Below are 18,752 nucleotides of genomic sequence, written 5' to 3'. Positions count from 1 at the left end.
TTCTCCCTTTTCAATTCACTCAATAAAGTTGTCGGTTTTCTATTGAATAATTATTTTCTTTACACTAACTCTTTCTCCATCATTTACACGAACCATATACATTCCAGCTGCAGCTGAACTTATATTTAATTCTTGATTGAAGTTTGTTGCTCTACTATCATATTTTTTCTCAAATATTGAACGTCCACGAATATCAAATACATTAATCGTTACTTTCTTTGAAGATATCGTTGTAAAGTTTACGGTAAATTTTCCACTTGAAGGATTTGGAAAAATAGCGAAATCTTCAATTGTATTATCTGTAATTGATAATGTATTTTGAACATCTACACGATAATCCTCTACTTCTGCATCAGCACCGTTTTCACATGAAGTTGGAAAAACAATTGTATTTCTTGATGTATATTTTGTAGAAACACGCATTGTTGTGCTTCCTGATAATGCTGTACTTGGCACCATAATCATCATTCCGGAGTTGGCAGTTGCTCCGTCTGGAACATTATCAGCTTCTCCTAAATCATATTCTTCTCCTGGATCATCAAAGCTACAATTCTGATTCCAATCAATCCATACCTTCGTTTGTGTTCTATAATTTCCATCTGTATTTGCATTTACAGTAATTGCATACGATTGCTCTTTAGTTACATTTGCAATATAAGTTGCTGAATAATCAGTATACCCTGATGGTTTTGCTGTGACATTATTAATATCTGCAAACATGACTAATGTTGTACTAGTATCAAAACTAGTATTTGCAACAGATGCACACACTGAACATGATTGTGTTGTAAATGAGCTAACAACAGAATATACCGTAGACACACAATCATTTGAAATGGAAACTCTCCAATAATAAGTAGTTGATAAGCCTAAAGATGGTGGCGCATAACTTGTACCTGTTACTGTACTTGAAGCTATAATATTTGAAAATCCAGCATCTGTTGCTACTTCCACTAAATAATTATCTACAAATGCGTTTGAAGTCCAACTTAAACTAGTTGTAATTGGCACATTCGTTCCTCCATTTGATGGCGATATAAGCGCTACAGGCGATAAACTTCCTGGCAATACACTCAATAATACATCAGCTGATCTTGTTGTTCCTCCTGAACTTCCACGTGCTGAAAATGTATAATTTCCTGCGGTTACACTTCCTGTCGCTGAAATCGTTAAAGTTACCATTGTTCCGTCTGTTGAAGTAGAAGTTGGATTGAATGTTGCCATAGCGCCTACTGGCAGGTTTAATGTAGAAAAAGTTGTTGTTCCACTAAATCCATTAAAAGCATTATATGTAAATGTATATACTGCATTTGCTGGTTGACAAGCACTTTCGTCATTATCTGCAAAAACCAAAGCAAAATCAGGTTCTACTAACGTAAAATTACTTGAGTTCATTGCATAGAATATATTTCCTTCACCTTCTACAATAATTCGAGCTTGACTCGTTGGACTTGTAATAGGAACAGTAATCGTTTGCGAACCATCATTCGGTACGTTTGAAGCTAATACTGTTGGAAATGTAATACCGCCATCCGTAGATAGTAAGATATTTACATTCGTTGTATTTACAGGAGCAGTATCTGTATTAGCTACATTCCATGTTACTGTCTGGCTCGTTCCCATTTCCCAACTTACGTTAGATGTTTGTGAACTTACTGTAAAAGGTCCGGCAGCTGTAGTAACTTGAATCGACGTTAAATCAAAACTAGATTGTCCGCCTAATCCTGTTGCAGTTGGTTCTCTATCACGAACCGTTAATGCCCAACTCATTGTTCTGTTTACAGTTGCTACTGTTTCCCAAGCGGTATTTATTGTTGGGTTTGTTTGTGTTAAGTTTCCAGAAACAACTCTACTTAATTGTGGAATATATCTATTTGGAGAACTTGTTGGAACTTGCGACCTATTCATAGAACCATTCGTTACTGTTGGTCCAAATGTTGTATTTGTAACTTGCCCACTATCTGTTTGCTCCCAACAATATGTGAGTGCATCACCTCCATCAGGATCTGTAGCACTTCCTCTTAATACATATGCTGTTCCTTGTGGAATAACATGATCACTTCCTGCATTTGCATTTGGCGGATTATTAGCTAAAGCTGGTGAATTATTAGCATTCCAACATGTTTGTGTAACTAAGTTATCCAACACTTGCCTTATACTATGATAATGAAAATATGGATCACTATTTTGCTGTACATTGTTTGCACCAGTAATTCCCGCATACGCCATTACTGTAGATCCACTTCCTGGCTCTGCATTTACACCTGTGCCTTCTGTATTAAAAGCCCATGTATGATTTGCTCCCATTTGGTGACCAATTTCGTGTGCTACATAATCTACATCAAATGTATCTCCTTCTGGAATTCCATCCGATGGAGAAGTATACGCGCTTCCTTTATTTTTATCTGTATTACTTGCAGTATCATCTTCACACACACAACCGATACAACCTGCATTTCCACCACCACCAGAAGCACCAAATAAGTGTCCAATGTCATACGCCGCATTCCCTACAGTTCCTGTTGTTGTCAATACATTTTGCACTTGAACTCCCCAACCATTTGTATTATTACTATTAGCCGAATCAGTACCAACATTTGCATTTGAATATGGATCTGTATTTGCATTTGTATAAATAAGATCATCATTATTTGCTATAACTTCAAAAGTAACAGCCATATCTACTTCAAAAATTGCATTTACACGAGCCATGGTTGCATTAATTGCTGCCATTGCATCTGCAACTGTTCCTCCGTGATATGCAGTATATTCTCCTGTTACAGAAATTGCAATACGAAATGTTCTTAGTGTTTGATCATCCGCATCTTCTGCCTGAGTATCTAAACTATTTCCAAGCCTATCATTTACTTCGTCAATAGTAGTACAACGAAATTCATCAACACTACTTGTTCTTGCATCTCTAGTATAAACGGCATACATACCATTAGTATCTGATTGCATAAAAACTGTTGGTTGATCAGTATACGAAATCATCGTTTGCACACCTTTATGAGATATACTCATCCGTACTTGCGCACCATAGTTTTCTTCACTAAAACCAACATACGATGTAATGTTTGGAAAATTTGCAGCCAATTCAGGCGCAAAAACAGGTGCTTCATACATTTTAAAAGTTTCCAACTTTCCACCAATACCTGGTACTTGTACAATTACATTAGAATCAAAAGCATATCCTCGTAATGGAGCATTTGCTAAACGTTGTTTAAAAGCGGCCTCATTTAGTTCAAAAAAGTGAACTTTTTCTGGAGATAAATCGAATTTTGATATAATTTCAGAATTCGTTATGGTTTCTTTTTTTATCCAATCGTTATTTTGGGCGAAACTAACGTTGGTGCTGAAGATTAAGCACATAAAAAAACCAAAGCATAAAATTTGCTTCATAGGTTAAATTAGATTAGGGGTTATTTGTAAAGTAGCAAAAGTTATATATTTTTAAATATTAACATAACTTTTCGCTATCTTTTCGATAATTACAGGTATTTGGTCGATGAATTATTTATTTTTATCCATGAAAAGATTCTTTTAATAGATAACAAGATTAGGGTCGCAATCGTTATTTTTTGTGATCGGAATTAAATAGTTTTGTAAAAAAGCAACAAATAGTGAATACCATAAATTTTTTTGACGCATACAGAGCTGAAAACCCTTCCGCAATAACCATTGGAACGTTTGATGGTGTTCATGTAGGACATAAAAAGATTATTGAAAATCTTATTGAGAAATCTGATGGACTTTCTACAATGTTGCTTACCTTTTTTCCGCATCCGCGAATGGTGTTGCAACAAGATTCTGACATTAAACTTATCAATACTATTGAAGAACGTATACAACTCCTAAACGAAACAGGATTAGATAATTTGATTATATATCCGTTTAGTAAAGAGTTTTCAAGATTAACTGCTAAAGATTTTGTGCGCGATTTATTAATTAATCGACTAAATTTAAAGAAAATAATTATTGGGTACGATCATCGTTTTGGACGAAACAGAACGGCAAATATTGATAACTTACGTGAATTTGGTGCTGCATTCGATTTTGAAGTAGCAGAAATTAAAGCAAAAGAAATTGATGATGTCACGATTAGTTCTACCAAAATTAGAAAAGCACTTAATGAAGGTGATATAGAAACTGCTAATTCCTATCTTGGCTATGAATTTATGTTAACCGGAATTGTCACTTCTGGTAAAGGATTGGGGAAAACGATCAACTATCCAACAGCTAATATTCATATTAAAGAAACTTATAAATTAATTCCAAAGCAAGGTGTATATGTTGTAAAAAGCATCATTGATGATTGTACTGTTTTTGGCATGATGAATATAGGAACGAATCCAACTGTTGAAGGAAAAGAACAAACAATTGAAGTTCACTTTTTTGATTTCAGCAATGATATTTATGATAAAAAAATTCAAGTAGTATTGTTAGGTCGCTTGCGCGATGAACAAAAATTTGATTCTATTGAAAAACTCCAAGAACAATTGCTAAAAGACAAAACACAATCCTTAGCTTTAATTGAAAAATATAATGCTCAATAAATTTCTTTACAAACAAGTAGACAATACTAGCCTCGTTGTATTTCGGGTGTTTTTTGGTTTGCTTATTGGTTTAGAAGGGTTTGGCGCTATTTTCACAGGTTGGGTAAAACGCACCTTTATTGAACCTGATTTTACATTTCCATTCATAGGTTTTGAAGGCGTACTATCGCCAATGCATAAAGTATTAAAACAGCCTTTACTAGATTTTCAAGTATTTGGACTAAACATGGCTGACTATTCTTCTGGTTTCTATGTCTACTTTGTAATCATGGGAATTTGTGGTTTTCTCGTAATGCTTGGATATAAATATCGCTGGAGCATGGGAACCTTTACAGTGCTATGGACATGTGCTTACTTCATGCAAAAAACATCGTATAACAATCATTATTATCTATTAATATTATTGTGCATTTTTATGTGGATTGTTCCTGCACATCGTTACTTTTCATTAGACGTAAAACGAAATCCTGCACTTAAAAAGATTTCCATGCCCAATTGGTGCGTTTGGATTTTCATCTTACAATTATTCATTGTGTATACGTATGCTTCTGTTGCCAAAATGTATCCAGATTGGATTCATGGTGAAGTGACAAAAAACCTAATGGCGAGTAAAAAAACGTTGCCGATTGTTGGTGAATTTTTACAACAAAACTGGGTTCATTATATACTCACATATGTTGGTATTGGCTTTGACTTATTAGTAGTTCCATTACTATTATGGAAACGCACACGTGTATTTATCTTTTGTTGCTCTATTATATTTCACTTATTCAATTCGTTTGTATTACACATAGGAATTTTTCCATATATGTCATTGGCACTTTGTATTTTCTTTTTTGAACCAGAAACCATTCGAAATATATTCCTTAAAAAGAAAGAAGTGTACAAAGGAGACGAAGTGATTGTGTCTTCATACAAAAACATTATAATTCCAATATTTGCAATCTATTTTATATTGCAAATTCTATTGCCATTGCGTCATTGGACGTTTCAAGATAATGTATTATGGACGGAAGAAGGACATCGTTTAAGTTGGCGTATGATGTTACGTTCCAAAACTGGGTACGTGCAACTCAAAATTGTAGATAAAAAAACGGGGGTTATCAGACATGTGAATCCTGCAACATATACAACACCAAAACAATCAACAAGAATTGCCGTAAAACCAGATATGTTATGGCAATTTGCAAAAATTCTTGAGAAGCAATATGCTGAAGAAGGCAAAGAGGTCAGTATTTATGCAATTGGTCGCGTACGCGTAAATAATCATCCGTATCAAAAACTATTTGATCCAACGGTAGATTTAACTGCCGAAGAATGGTCGCACTTCTCACATCATACATGGTTATTACCTTTTAAAAGTAAGTACAAAACGGCTAAAAAAGGCAAAAAATAACCAATCCAATAGTTCCATTCATTCTAAGCTAAAAAATAATACGTCAATTCTGTTAATTTGATTATTTTTGTGCCTTCAATAATTAGTGCGTTAAGGATAGAGGCAATTGTTGAAGCTCTTTTGCGAGATGGATTCCTGCCTTTGCAGGAATGACAAATTGCAAAAAGCGACTGCCGAAAGCCTGACCGAAGGGAACGCCAAAAACAGAACAAAATGTTACAATTACAATTTATTAGAGACAACAAAGCCAAAATTATCGAGGCTTTGAAGAAAAGAAATTTTGATGCCACTGAAATTGTAAACGAAGTAGTTTCGTTAGACGAAGCACGCAGAAGTTTACAAGTTGAGTTAGACAACACATTAGCTTCCTCTAATAAATTATCCAAAGAAATTGGGCAATTGTTTAAAAGTGGTGAGCCAAAAAAAGCAGGGATTTTACGTGAAAAAAGCACGCAATTGAAAGCGCAAGCAGAAGTTTTGAAAGCTGATTTGAAAGCAAAAGAAGAAGCACTTCCAGAACTTTTATATACAATTCCAAATGTTCCAAACGACTTGGTTCCTACTGGAAATACTGAAGATGACAATGAAGAAGTTTTCCGAGCTGGAGATATTCCAACATTGCATGAAGCTGCACAACCACATTGGGAATTGGTAAAGAAATACGACATTATTAATTTTGAACTTGGAAATAAAATTACTGGCGCAGGATTTCCTGTGTATAAAGGAAAAGGTGCGCGTTTGCAACGAGCATTAATTCAATATTTCCTAGATAAAAATACAGATGCTGGCTATACAGAATATCAAGTACCACATTTAGTTAATGAAGCGTCTGGTTATGGAACGGGACAATTGCCAGATAAAGAAGGGCAAATGTATCATGCAACTGCTGATGATTTGTACTTAATTCCAACAGGAGAAGTTCCTATAACGAATATTTTTCGTGGCGATTTGCTAAAAGCAGAAAGTTTGCCAATTTGTTGTACAGGTTACACACCATGTTTTAGACGTGAAGCTGGAAGTTATGGAGCACACGTTCGTGGATTGAATCGTTTGCATCAATTTGATAAAGTAGAAATTGTACGTATTGAACGTCCTGAAAACTCATATGCTGCGTTGGATGGAATGGTAAATCATATCAAGGAAATTTTAGAAGAATTAAAACTTCCATATCGTATTTTACGTTTGTGCGGTGGCGATTTAGGATTTACAGCAGCTTTGACTTATGATTTTGAAGTATTTTCTACAGCGCAAGATCGTTGGTTAGAAATCAGTTCTGTATCTAACTTTGAGACATTTCAAGCAAATCGTTTAAAGCTGAGAATCAAGGATAAAGACGGTAAAAAGCAATTGGCACATACCTTAAATGGAAGTTCATTAGCATTACCAAGAGTATTAGCCGGAATTTTAGAGAATTACCAAACAGAAAATGGTATTGAAATTCCTGAAGTACTGCGTAAATACACAGGTTTTGACATGATATCGTAAACTACGATTACATATAAACTCATATTTTTTGAAAGATCGACAATGTATTTTGTCGATCTTTTTTGCTTTTAAACGATATTTTAATACATTTGTATTCCAAATCTAAATTAATATATGTTACGTCGTCATCCATAGATTAATAGCTAGTACGTATCATATAAGAGCTTAACAGAAAATGCTATACACCCAAACCTAGTTTTAAATAGTTTTTTAATCTATGGAATTTATAGCTAATAGAAGTGCCCAGGCAATTGCTTGGGCATTTTTTTTATAATTAGTAATTCATAAAAAGTCACTTATTTTACTTAGGTAAGAAATCTATTTTTATTACTTTGATATAACTTTAAATTACTTTAACTTTCAAATAGATTTATAATAAAAAAACAAGAATATGAGCGAACCCAATACACACGGATATCAATTAGCATCTATAGGTCAAAGATTTATAGCTTCATTAATTGAAGGAATAATATATACTCTTGTATCCGCGTTAATTTACTTACTACTAGGGCTTTCATTTTTTGATTATAGCACTAGTGATTTAACATTAAGTGATATTGGCTACTCTGCAATTATGGGGATCATAACTGGAGCAATATTTTACCCAATGTTTGGTGGAAATTTAGGACATAGAATCTTTAATTTAAAAGTAATTTCCGCAGAAACTGGAGAAGATTATAACAAAGCTGAAAAAGGAGCTATTCGAGAATGTTTAAAAAATGTACTATCGTTTTTAATCATTCCAATTATTTGGATACTATGGGATGAAAAGAATCAGAATTTATATGATAAGCTTACAAAAACACTTGTAGTAGAAAAAAAGTAAAAGAATACGAAACCAAACTACATTAGTATTTAGTTAACATACTTTATGTTATCTTTGAAGTAAAAGCTTTTCTATGCGTTATATTTTATGTTTACTCATCAGTTTGGGAATGTACAGCACTACATTTGCACAAAATGATGCGTTAGCGAAACAGTATTATGAAAAAGGTGAATACAAAAAAGCTATTGTTGCCTTCGAAAAACTATACAAAGAATCGCCTCGTAAAGTCAATTTTTTTATTGCTATGATTAATAGTTATCAGCAAATGGAAGATTTTGAAACTGCTGAAAAATTATTATTAGAAGCGATTCAAAAGCCAAAATCGAATCCTATTTTATTAGTTGAAACTGGTTTTAATTATGACTTAAAGCAAGATTCGCTTAGCGCAAAAAAATACTACGAAACTGCCATTCAATTTACAGAATCAAAAATATCAGCTTCCTATATTGTAGGTCGTTCTTTTGAAAAAAAATCATTGCTTGATTACGCGTTGCGTGTATACAAACAAGCACGTATCGCAAATCCAAACTATAATTTTCTGAATAATATTGCTCGAATTTATGGTGAAAAAGGAGACATTGAAAAGATGTTTTCAACCTATCTCGATTTAATCAAAAATAGAGTGGAACAAAAAGGATATGCACAACGGATTATAAGTCAGTTTTTACGAAATGACCCAAATGATGAAAACAATATTCTATTTAGAAAAATACTACTCAAACGCAATCAACAAGAACCCGATTTACTGTGGAATGAACTCTTAAGTTGGTTGTTCATTCAGCAAAAACAATACAAAAGAGCATTCATACAAGAAAAAGCAATTTACATGCAAGGTGATGCTTCGCTGCAACGTATTTTTGACTTAGCACGCATGAGTATTGAAGACAATGACACCGAAACTGCTCGCGAAGTATTGGGATATATCATTGAAAAATCAAATCAGAATGAAACCATTATTTTGGCTTCACAAAACTTGATTCAACTAGACATTAAAGATGTTAAAGACGGAAGTTTTGATGAAATTCAACAACGATTTGATGAATTATTTTCAGTGTATCCACGCGATTACAGAACTGTTTTTCTACAACGCGATTATGCAAATTTTATGGCTTTTCAGAAGAATGAACCCGAAGCAGCCATTACCTATTTAAAAGAAACCATTCAACAACCTTTAGATAAAAGACAGCTTGCAAGCGTAAAATTAACACTTGGCGATATATTAGTGTACAAAGAACAATTTAATCAAGCATTAATATACTTTTCACAAGTCCAAAATGCATTAAAAAATGATGTTATCGGACAAGAAGCACGTTACCGAGTTGCACGAACAAGTTACTACAAAGGTGATTTTGAATGGGCAGAAACACAATTAAAAGTATTAAAATCGTCTGTTTCACAATTGATTGCAAATGATGCTTTAAAACTAAAACTGATTATTTCGGATAACTCGTTGGAAGATTCTACACAAACGGCTTTGAAAAAATACGCAAAAGCAGATTTGCTAGCCTATCAATTAAAAGATTCAGAAGCAATTAATACATTAGAAGATATTCTTCAAAATCACAAAGGTGAAAAAATAGAAGACGAAGCATTATTAATGCAAGCACAACTCTATGAAAAAGCAGAACAATACGACAAAGCACGTTTAAACTACAAGAAAATTATTGAATTCTATAAAGAAGACATCTTAGTTGACGACGCGTATTTTGCTTTGGCTAACATCTACTTAAACCATTTTGACGACACAGACAAAGCGAAAGACTACTATGAAGAAATTATTTTCAATCATCAAGATAGTATTCACTATGTAGAAGCGCAAAAAGCATATCGCAAACTTCGCGGTGATAACATTAATTAAGAGAAGATTACAACCATAATTCGGCTTAAAACCGTAATTTTGCACTTTAATTACAAAACAAAACTATGTACATCTATAATGTAACCATTAATGTTGACGATAGCGTTCATGATGCCTTTTTAACTTGGATAGAAGCACACATTCCTGACGTGCTAGCAACAGGGAAATTTACAAGTGCACGACTTGTACAAGTATTGGTTGAAGAAGAAATGGACGGAACTACATATGCCGTACAATACACCGCTAATTCACAAGAAGATTTAGAAGCATATTATAAAGAAGATGCTCCAAGATTACGAGAAGAAGGTATGAAGTTATTTGCAGACAAAATGCTTGCATTCCGAACAGAACTCAAGGTAATTAAAGATTTCAATGCGTAATTGATATTCATAAGACTATGAGAGAACGAAAATTTTATTCGCAGTTTGCCTACTTTATCAAAATAATTTTCATCGTTATTTTATTAGGTTTAGCATTTTACTTCGTTACGGAAGCATCAGACTTAATTGCTGAAAAACTTAGTAGAATGTTCCGAAAAAATATGGTTCCTACAGAATATCTTGTAAATGGTTTTGCTGGTATTATATTAGTTCTGGCGATTCTTTTAGTAATCGTAAGAGGAAAACCGCAAGTTACAATCAATGACAAAACATTGCGAACAAATCGTTTCAAAAGAGATTTTTCTGAAATAGCATCATATCACAAAGGAAAAGGCGGAAGTGAACCGTATATAATTTCTCGTGATGGAAAACAATTAGACATTGAACTTTCTTGGTTTTCCAAAAAAGATAGAAACGAAATTGAAAAAATAATTCTGCGCCAAATAGAAGCTACAAACTAAACAATGTGCAATGATGGATAAAGTAAGAGCTAAAAAACATTTAGGACAACATTTTTTAAAAGATGAAGAAGTTGCACAACGAATTGCAGATACGCTTACGCTAGATAGCTATAAAAATGTACTAGAAATTGGTCCTGGAATGGGCGTTTTGACAAAATACTTACTAGAAAAACCGTATACAACCTACGTATGTGAAATTGATTCTGAATCAGTTACCTATTTACAAGCGCATTATTTAAAGCTTTCAAATAAAATACTTGAAAAAGATTTTCTAAAATACGATCTAACACAAACATTCAAGCAAGAACCATTTGCCATTATTGGAAACTTCCCATACAATATATCTACGCAAATTGTGTTCAAAACGTTAGAAATGCGCGATCAAATTCCAGAATTTAGCGGTATGTTTCAAAAAGAAGTTGCACAACGTATTTGTGCGCCACACGGAAACAAAACCTACGGAATTTTATCTGTATTAACTCAAGCGTTTTATCATGCCGAATATTTATTTACAGTGCCGCCAGATGTATTCAACCCGCCGCCAAAAGTAGATTCAGGCGTTATGCGACTCGTGCGAAAAGAAAATTATACACTTCCGTGCGATGAAAAACTATTCTATAGAGTTGTAAAAACAGCGTTTCAACAACGTAGAAAAACACTTCGCAATAGTTTAAAAACATTCAATCTTTCTGATAATTTAAAAGAAGATACTATCTTTGGGCTTCGACCTGAACAATTAAGCGTTCAAGGATTCGTAGATTTAACCATCAAGATAGCAAATGATTCCATTTAAACTCAGTGATGAACTCATTGCGCAAGTAGCACAGCACATTGAGGAAAAAAAAGACTCTGTACTTCTAGAATTACTAGAAGAGGTTCACTATGCGGATGTTGCAGAGATCATTGATGAGTTAAATTTAGAAGAAGCTACGTATATCATTAAACTATTAGATAGTGAAAAAACCTCTGATGTTCTTACAGAAGTTGATGATGATGTACGTGAAAAAATACTTAAAAATCTTTCTGTTAAAGAGATCGCTGAAGAAATTGACGAACTTGATACAGATGATGCTGCAGATATCATTTCTGAACTTCCAGAAGGAAGAAAACAAGAAGTAATTTCTGAGTTAGAAGACAAAGAACACGCCAAAGAAATTGTAGAATTACTTCGGTACGATGAAGATACTGCTGGTGGATTAATGGCAAAAGAACTCGTAAGTGCCAACGAAAACTGGAATGTACTAACCTGCGTGAAAGAAATGCGTAAGCAAGCAGAAGAAGTAACGCGCGTACACTCTATCTACGTAATTGATGATGACGGTATTTTAAAAGGAAGACTTTCTCTTAAAGATTTATTGACAACGTCTACAAGAGCACATATCAAAGATGTATACATTTCAAAAGTAGATTATGTAAATGTAAATGACGATGCAGAAGATGTTGCAAAAGTAATGTCAAAATACGATTTAGAAGCCATTCCTGTAGTAGATGAAATGAAACGATTGGTAGGTCGTATTACGATTGATGATATTGTAGATGTCATTAGAGAAGAAGCTGAAAAAGATTATCAATTAGCAGCTGGTATTACACAAGATGTAGAAGCCGATGATAGTATTTGGGAGCTCACACGTGCACGTTTGCCTTGGTTATTTTTAGGGCTTCTTGGCGGAATTGGCGCAGCAGCTATTATGGAAGGTTTTGACAAAATGTTAGAAAACTACTCCATCCTTTTCTTCTTTACACCTTTAATTGCAGCCATGGCTGGAAATGTTGGTGTGCAATCGAGTGCGATTATTGTACAAGGTTTAGCAAATGATGATATAAAAGGAAGTATAAACAATCGTTTATGGAAAGAAATGCTCTTAGCGATGCTAAATGGAATTGCATTAGCTATTATTTTATTTCTCGTTGTTTGGGCTTGGAAAAAAAACCCTATTGAAGCCTTGGCAATATCAACTTCATTAGTTGTTGTCATTATTGTTGCAGGAATTATTGGTACGTTTATTCCACTATTCTTAGATAAACGTGGCATTGATCCAGCGATTGCTACAGGACCATTTATCACTACAAGTAATGATATCTTCGGAATCTTAATCTACTTCATGATTGCCAAACTTATTATTGGTATCTAAAAAAAGCGAACCGAAGTCCGCTTCTTAAAACATAATGATCCTCAAAAAAGGAAAAAAACCTTAATTGGCACTAAAACACATCATGTAATTAATTACAATCGAAAATTGTATCTAAACAATCGTCGGTAAAACAAAGTGGTAAAGTAGGACACGTTGGTATATTCCCACTTCTTCCACCTTTCACTTTTATAGCGTTGGTAGCACTAAGTTTGGAAACTTTTGATTTATTTTTTCATAATATTATAATTTTTAAATCGTTAATGATGAAACAAATGAAATATTAAATTTGTTGAGAAAAAAGAGAAGCAATCCATAGTTATCGAATTAAAGGGTTGAAAATCAATATTTTACAAAAAAATATTTGTATAAAAAACTGATTACCAGTAATATACATTAATCATTAGCCTATAATTATCGAATCAAAGGTTCAAGAAAGAATGGAAAATCATACTATTAGAAAAGCGGTTACCGCCGATGCAAAATTTATATCATTATTAGCAAAAATTAACTTTTCTGAATCCTTTGGTAATTTATTTGTTTCCGAAGAAGAACTCCGACTCTATATTGATAAAAATTTTTCCGTAGAAAAAATAACAGATTCACTACAAAAAGAAGAAAATGTATTTTGGATTGCGTTTATTGATGTACTTCCTATTGGGTATGCTAAACTTAAAAAACAATCGCCTGTCCCAAATACTAATTTTAACAACGCTGCAGAGTTACAAAAAGTCTATGTACTAAAAGAGTATGCTATAAAAAGTAATGGTGGACAATTTAAAGCTGAATTTTTCAAAGAAATTCAACAACTAAACATTGATCGTGTATGGCTCAAAGAATTACATACAGGCGAAAAAACATTAAGTTTTTATAGAGAACATAATTTCCACAAATACGATTCTCAGAGTTTTAGTATCGGAAGAGAAGATTTTGTTTTTAACATTATGATGAAAACTTTCTAAAAAAATCCTCGTAATTTAGTCTCATGAAAGCAATCAACATAAAAGAAAAGCATCAACTCTTCAACAAACAATGGCATCCACATCAAATTGCTACTGTTGATGACATGCAAGTGATTTTAGCTAAAATTCAAGGCGAATTTGTATGGCACAAACACGACGACGAAGACGAACTATTTCAAGTCATTAAAGGAACATTATTCATGAAGTTTCGCGACAAAACAGTTACCGTAAACGAAGGTGAACTTATTGTTGTCCCAAAAGGTGTTGAACATTGTCCTGCAACGAAAGATGATGAAGAAGTACATTTATTACTTTTCGAAAAACTTTCTACAGCACATACAGGCAATGTAAAACACGAAAAAACACAAACGGAATACCCAAAAATCTAACACGTGAATATATTACATCTCGATGAAAATCATCCGTTGCTCATTTTTCAATTAGCGGAATTGGGACATACCAATCATGAAGATTACACATCTACAAAAGCTCAAATTGAAGCTAAAATCCACAATTATGATGGTTTTATCATTCGTAGTCGATTTAGAGTTGATGCAGGTTTTCTAGCGAAAGCAACCAATTTAAAATTCATTGGACGCGTTGGTGCGGGTTTAGAAAATATAGATTGTGAGTTTGCTGAACAACAAGGCATCAAACTTATTTCTGCACCTGAAGGCAATAGAAATGCAGTAGGAGAACATGCACTCGGAATGATTTTATCTTTATTCAATAAGTTTAACAAAGCTGATAGAGAAGTCCGCAATGGAAAATGGCTCCGTGAAGCAAATAGAGGTTTTGAACTCGACGGACAAACTGTTGGAATTATCGGCTATGGAAACATGGGAAAAGCATTTGCTAAAAAACTACGTGGTTTTGATGTTGACGTACTTTGTTATGATTTAAAAGAAAATATTGGTGATGAAAACGCTAGGCAAGTTTCACTCTCTGAATTACAAGAAAAAAGCACAATATTAAGTTTACATACGCCACAAACATCGCTTACGCTGAATATGATAGCTACCGAATTCATAGCAGCATTCAAAAATCCGTTTTGGTTCATCAATACGGCACGTGGAAAAAGCGTTGTGACACAAGATTTGGTAGCAGCACTTAAATCAGGAAAAATAATAGGCGCAGGGTTGGATGTATTAGAATACGAAAAAAGTTCGTTTGAAAATCTATTCAATGACGATACAATGCCTGAAGCTTTCCAATACCTAATTCAAGCAGAAAATGTTTTACTTTCACCACATGTTGCTGGTTGGACGAAAGAAAGTAAAGAAAAGCTAGCTCAAACTATTGTGGATAAGTTTAAAGTTCACTTTCATTAAAATGAAAAAAACAATTTTCATTTTTGCGACACTCATCATTGCATTGCTGATATTATTTCAACTCAGCAAATTTTCTATTATACAAGGAAACTCATCGTTAGAATTTAGTATTGCTGCAATTGCAATTATCTTTTTATTCATTGGAATCTACATTAACAAGCAAAGAAAAGATTCACCAAAAAAAATTGAAATCTATGAAGTAGATTATGTTCAAATTGAAAAATTAGGTTTGAGCAGACGTGAATATGAAGTATTATGCAAACTTGCGCAAGGACATACAAATAAAGAAATAGCTTCACTCTTATTTGTTTCAGAAAGTACTATAAAAACACATGTTTCTAATGTATACACTAAACTAAATGTAAAACGTCGTACACAAGCTATTCAGAAAGCAAAAGAGTTACAAATACTGCCTATTTCCTAAAATTACTACCTTAGTATGAGCAAATTGGTACTTTCGTATGAGTACAATTTTCGGTGTCTACGCTACTTTTGAGGCATCAACTTTAAAATTTTATAACGATGAAAAACACAGTATTAAAGTATGGAGTTTATGCTTTACTAACAGCATCCATTCTTTTCCTAATTGCTTTATATTTTGGACAAGGATTGGCGTTTAAAACACAAGAAATTGTAGGTTATGCTACTATGGTAACTTCGCTCAGTTTTGTATATTTTGGCATAAAATATCATAGAAACCATGAACTCAATGGTGAAATTAGCTTTAAAACAGCTTTTATAGTTGGAGCGCTCATTTCTGTATTTGCAGCTATTGGTTTTGGAGTAATCGATTATATTTACGTAACTGTAATTAATCCTGAATTTGCAGATCAATACTTAAAATATCAACTCGATGTTATACAATCAAGCGGCATGACTCCTGAAAAGATAGAATACGAAACGCTTTCACTAAAAAAACAAATGGAAGCTTTTAACAATCCTATCATTATAGGTTTTGTAATGTTTATGATGGTATTCGTAATCGGTGTTATTATTTCATTACTTTCAGCTTTAGTACTACACAAAAAAGAATAACTACAAAAAAATTAAACAGATGAAAAATAGAGTAACAGGTTTAGGTGGATTCTTCTTTAAAACAGAAGATCCAAAAGGACTCAAAAACTGGTATGGGAAGCACTTAGGCTTACCCGTAGATGATTATGGTTGTACATTTTGGTGGAAAGACAAAGAAGGTAATGATTGTTCTACACAATGGAGTACGTTTCCAAAAGACACCACATATTTTAAGCCTAGTGAAAAGCAATTCATGATGAACTTCAGAGTTGAAAACTTGGTTGAATTGTTAGCCGTTTTAAAAGAAGAAGGCGTTACAGTTGTTGGAGACATCGAAGAATACGAATATGGAAAGTTTGGCTGGATACTAGATCCTGAAGGTAATAAAATTGAATTATGGGAACCTAAAGATGATGCTTTTAAATAGTTCAATTTAATGAAGTTAACATTTTGATTGAACGGTGTAACAAATTATACATATTATAAACTAATTAATATGAAAACAATACTCGTAAATGTACTAGAATCGTAGAATTAAAAAAAAAGCTATACATTTAAGAGTCCAATCAAAAAAACAGCATCATGAGTGAAGACAACAACGAATTAAACAAGAAAGCAGAAGAAACAGCAAATGAAGCTTCAAAAAAAGCAGAAGAAATTACAGATAATGTTGAAGAAACAGTAAACGAAGTAAAAGAAGAAGCTACTGAAACCGCTGAAAGTAAAATTGACGAAATTAAAGGTGAAGCTAAAGAAGCTTTTTCAGATGCAAAAGAAAAAGCAACTGAGTTCGCAGGTGAAGCCAAAGAAAAAATTAGTGAATATGCTGATGTAGCTAAGGAAAAAGCTGCTGACCTTGCAGAAGACGCAAAAGAAACCTTTGGTGATGTAAAAGAAAAAGCAACTGAATTTGCAGGTGAAGCAAAAGAAAAATTTGAAGAATACGCTGATGTAGCTAAAGAAAAAGCTGCTGACTTAGCAGAAGATGCGAAAGAAGTTTTTGGTGATGCAAAAGAAAAAGCAAGCGAATTTGCAGGTGAAGCTAAAGAGAAGTTTGAAGAATACTCTGATGTAGCTAAGGAAAAAGCAAGTGAAATAGGCGAAGAAGTCAAAGAAGCCTTCGAAGACGTAAAAGAAAAAGTAAGTGAGTTTGCAGAAGAAGCTGGTGAACGCCTGGAAGATTTAACAGAAGAAGCCAAAGAAACCTTTGAAGAAACCACCAAAAAGACAAAAAGTTTCTTTCAACGATTATTCGGAAGATAAAAAAATTAAAAAAAGCTAGAGATATCTCTAGCTTTTTTTATCTTTATTGTAATATTACATTACAACATATCTATGGGAATTACTAAAAATCACATCTTTGATGACTATCAAAATGAAACAGCATTAATTACTAAAGTTTTAGGACATCCTGCGCGAATTTCCATCTTACAGTACATTAGCAAAAACGAATATTGCAACTGCAATGAACTCGTAAAAGCTACTGGCTTAGCACAACCAACGATTTCACAGCATCTTTCTGAAATTAAAAGAATAAAACTACTGAAACAGAAAAATCAAGGGAAAAATATATTCTATGCCATTGATACGAATTTACTCAATCAATACCGTAGAAACATCAATGATTTCTTTGTAAAAATCCAAGTTAACTGTCAGTCTAAAAGCTAATTACACGTAATATTTACTTCACATTAATGTTAAAATAACATTATTTCATCAAAAAATGAAGTAGCTAAAAAGACTTCTACTTACATTTGTCGATATAGTTATTAAATTTTGAAGGTTCCCCACATTAATAATTTAATGTTTTTCTTGAAATTTTTAAAAGCTAACAAACATAATCCTACCATAAAATTATGAAAAATATACTTGTACTTTGCACAGGAAATTCCTGTAGAAGCCAAATGGCAGATGGATACTTAACACATTTTGCCAAAGAAAAAGCCACAATTTATAGTGCCGGAATTGAAACACATGGCGTAAATCCTAAAGCGATTGCGATTATGAAACAAGATGGTGTCGATATTTCAAACAATACTTCAAACAATGTATCTGAATACTTAGAAATCGATTTTGATTTCATTATTACTGTTTGTGATCACGCACACGAAAACTGTCCGTATATTCCAAGTAAAAATGCCAAACGTATACATCAAAATTTCTCTGATCCATCAAAAGTGAAAGGTTCAGAAGAACACATTTTTAATGCTTTTAAGAAAACTCGAAGCCAGATTAAAGCGTTTTGTGAAGAATTTGTTGCAACGAAACTCTAGTTTGATTGACGTTCGTAATTTTTTACTTGTAACTTCAAACACAGTTGAGAATTGATAAAGTTTGAAATAATGAACCTTCAA

At 33.2% G+C, this 18,752-nt stretch carries 19 protein-coding genes; 18 read left to right on the top strand and 1 reads right to left on the bottom strand.

Going from position 1 to position 18,752, the window contains the following annotated elements:
- Window positions 1-39: 39 nt before the first annotated feature.
- A complete protein-coding gene (locus ACUUYC_RS10055) occupies window positions 40-3,402 on the bottom strand; it encodes a zinc-dependent metalloprotease (protein ID WP_474265638.1) in 3,363 nt (1,120 codons plus the stop codon).
- 221 nt (window positions 3,403-3,623) lie between these two features.
- Between ACUUYC_RS10055 and ACUUYC_RS10050 the strand changes: the two genes are divergently transcribed.
- The 18 genes from ACUUYC_RS10050 (at window position 3,624) to ACUUYC_RS09965 (ending at window position 18,671) form a co-directional block, all read left to right on the top strand.
- Entirely contained in the window at window positions 3,624-4,556 is a 933-nt protein-coding gene (locus ACUUYC_RS10050) for a bifunctional riboflavin kinase/FAD synthetase (protein WP_474265637.1), read from the top strand.
- A complete protein-coding gene (locus ACUUYC_RS10045) occupies window positions 4,546-5,952 on the top strand; it encodes an HTTM domain-containing protein (RefSeq protein WP_474265635.1) in 1,407 nt (468 codons plus the stop codon). Before ACUUYC_RS10050 ends, ACUUYC_RS10045 begins: the two co-directional genes overlap by 11 nt.
- Window positions 5,953-6,165: 213 nt before the next feature.
- Complete coding sequence (gene serS, locus ACUUYC_RS10040; protein ID WP_474265633.1) at window positions 6,166-7,437, top strand: serine--tRNA ligase; 1,272 nt, start codon at window positions 6,166-6,168, stop codon at window positions 7,435-7,437.
- Between the two features lie 391 nt (window positions 7,438-7,828).
- Window positions 7,829-8,263, top strand: a complete 435-nt coding sequence (locus tag ACUUYC_RS10035) for an RDD family protein (protein WP_474265631.1) — start codon at window positions 7,829-7,831, stop codon at window positions 8,261-8,263.
- Window positions 8,264-8,336: 73 nt separating this feature from the next.
- Window positions 8,337-10,121 carry a tetratricopeptide repeat protein gene (locus tag ACUUYC_RS10030; RefSeq protein ID WP_474265629.1) on the top strand — a complete coding sequence of 595 codons (1,785 nt, stop codon included), beginning with the start codon at window positions 8,337-8,339 and terminating at the stop codon, window positions 10,119-10,121.
- Window positions 10,122-10,186: 65 nt separating this feature from the next.
- On the top strand, window positions 10,187-10,501 hold the full coding sequence (locus tag ACUUYC_RS10025; protein WP_474265627.1) for a DUF4286 family protein: 315 nt from the start codon (window positions 10,187-10,189) through the stop codon (window positions 10,499-10,501).
- Between the two features lie 17 nt (window positions 10,502-10,518).
- Window positions 10,519-10,962, top strand: coding sequence for a hypothetical protein (locus tag ACUUYC_RS10020; protein ID WP_474265625.1), 444 nt, complete (start codon window positions 10,519-10,521; stop codon window positions 10,960-10,962).
- A gap of 10 nt (window positions 10,963-10,972) precedes the next feature.
- Window positions 10,973-11,755: a 16S rRNA (adenine(1518)-N(6)/adenine(1519)-N(6))-dimethyltransferase RsmA gene (gene rsmA / locus ACUUYC_RS10015; RefSeq protein ID WP_474265623.1), complete on the top strand. Its 783-nt coding sequence runs from the start codon at window positions 10,973-10,975 to the stop codon at window positions 11,753-11,755.
- Window positions 11,742-13,094 (top strand): magnesium transporter, encoded by a 1,353-nt coding sequence (gene mgtE / locus ACUUYC_RS10010; protein ID WP_474265621.1) that lies wholly within the window; start codon window positions 11,742-11,744, stop codon window positions 13,092-13,094. Before rsmA ends, mgtE begins: the two co-directional genes overlap by 14 nt.
- 437 nt (window positions 13,095-13,531) lie before the next feature.
- Window positions 13,532-14,053, top strand: coding sequence for a GNAT family N-acetyltransferase (locus ACUUYC_RS10005; RefSeq protein ID WP_474265619.1), 522 nt, complete (start codon window positions 13,532-13,534; stop codon window positions 14,051-14,053).
- Between the two features lie 23 nt (window positions 14,054-14,076).
- Complete coding sequence (locus ACUUYC_RS10000; RefSeq protein WP_474265617.1) at window positions 14,077-14,442, top strand: cupin domain-containing protein; 366 nt, start codon at window positions 14,077-14,079, stop codon at window positions 14,440-14,442.
- A 3-nt stretch (window positions 14,443-14,445) separates the two neighbouring features.
- A complete protein-coding gene (locus tag ACUUYC_RS09995) occupies window positions 14,446-15,384 on the top strand; it encodes a 2-hydroxyacid dehydrogenase (protein ID WP_474265615.1) in 939 nt (312 codons plus the stop codon).
- Window position 15,385: 1 nt separating this feature from the next.
- On the top strand, window positions 15,386-15,808 hold the full coding sequence (locus tag ACUUYC_RS09990; RefSeq protein WP_474265613.1) for a response regulator transcription factor: 423 nt from the start codon (window positions 15,386-15,388) through the stop codon (window positions 15,806-15,808).
- A 98-nt stretch (window positions 15,809-15,906) separates the two neighbouring features.
- Complete coding sequence (locus ACUUYC_RS09985) at window positions 15,907-16,419, top strand: DUF4199 domain-containing protein (RefSeq protein ID WP_474265611.1); 513 nt, start codon at window positions 15,907-15,909, stop codon at window positions 16,417-16,419.
- Window positions 16,420-16,438: 19 nt separating this feature from the next.
- Window positions 16,439-16,825 carry a VOC family protein gene (locus tag ACUUYC_RS09980; RefSeq protein ID WP_474265609.1) on the top strand — a complete coding sequence of 129 codons (387 nt, stop codon included), beginning with the start codon at window positions 16,439-16,441 and terminating at the stop codon, window positions 16,823-16,825.
- Between the two features lie 155 nt (window positions 16,826-16,980).
- Window positions 16,981-17,661, top strand: coding sequence for a hypothetical protein (locus tag ACUUYC_RS09975; RefSeq protein WP_474265607.1), 681 nt, complete (start codon window positions 16,981-16,983; stop codon window positions 17,659-17,661).
- A 72-nt stretch (window positions 17,662-17,733) separates the two neighbouring features.
- Window positions 17,734-18,066: an ArsR/SmtB family transcription factor gene (locus ACUUYC_RS09970; RefSeq protein ID WP_474265605.1), complete on the top strand. Its 333-nt coding sequence runs from the start codon at window positions 17,734-17,736 to the stop codon at window positions 18,064-18,066.
- Window positions 18,067-18,254: 188 nt separating this feature from the next.
- Entirely contained in the window at window positions 18,255-18,671 is a 417-nt protein-coding gene (locus ACUUYC_RS09965) for an arsenate reductase ArsC (RefSeq protein ID WP_474265603.1), read from the top strand.
- Window positions 18,672-18,752: the final 81 nt, after the last annotated feature.

This window comes from Kordia sp. E, from assembly GCF_056033805.1.
The sequence above is the reverse complement of the archived record's forward strand: the minus strand, read 5'-3'. Positions and strand labels throughout refer to the sequence as shown.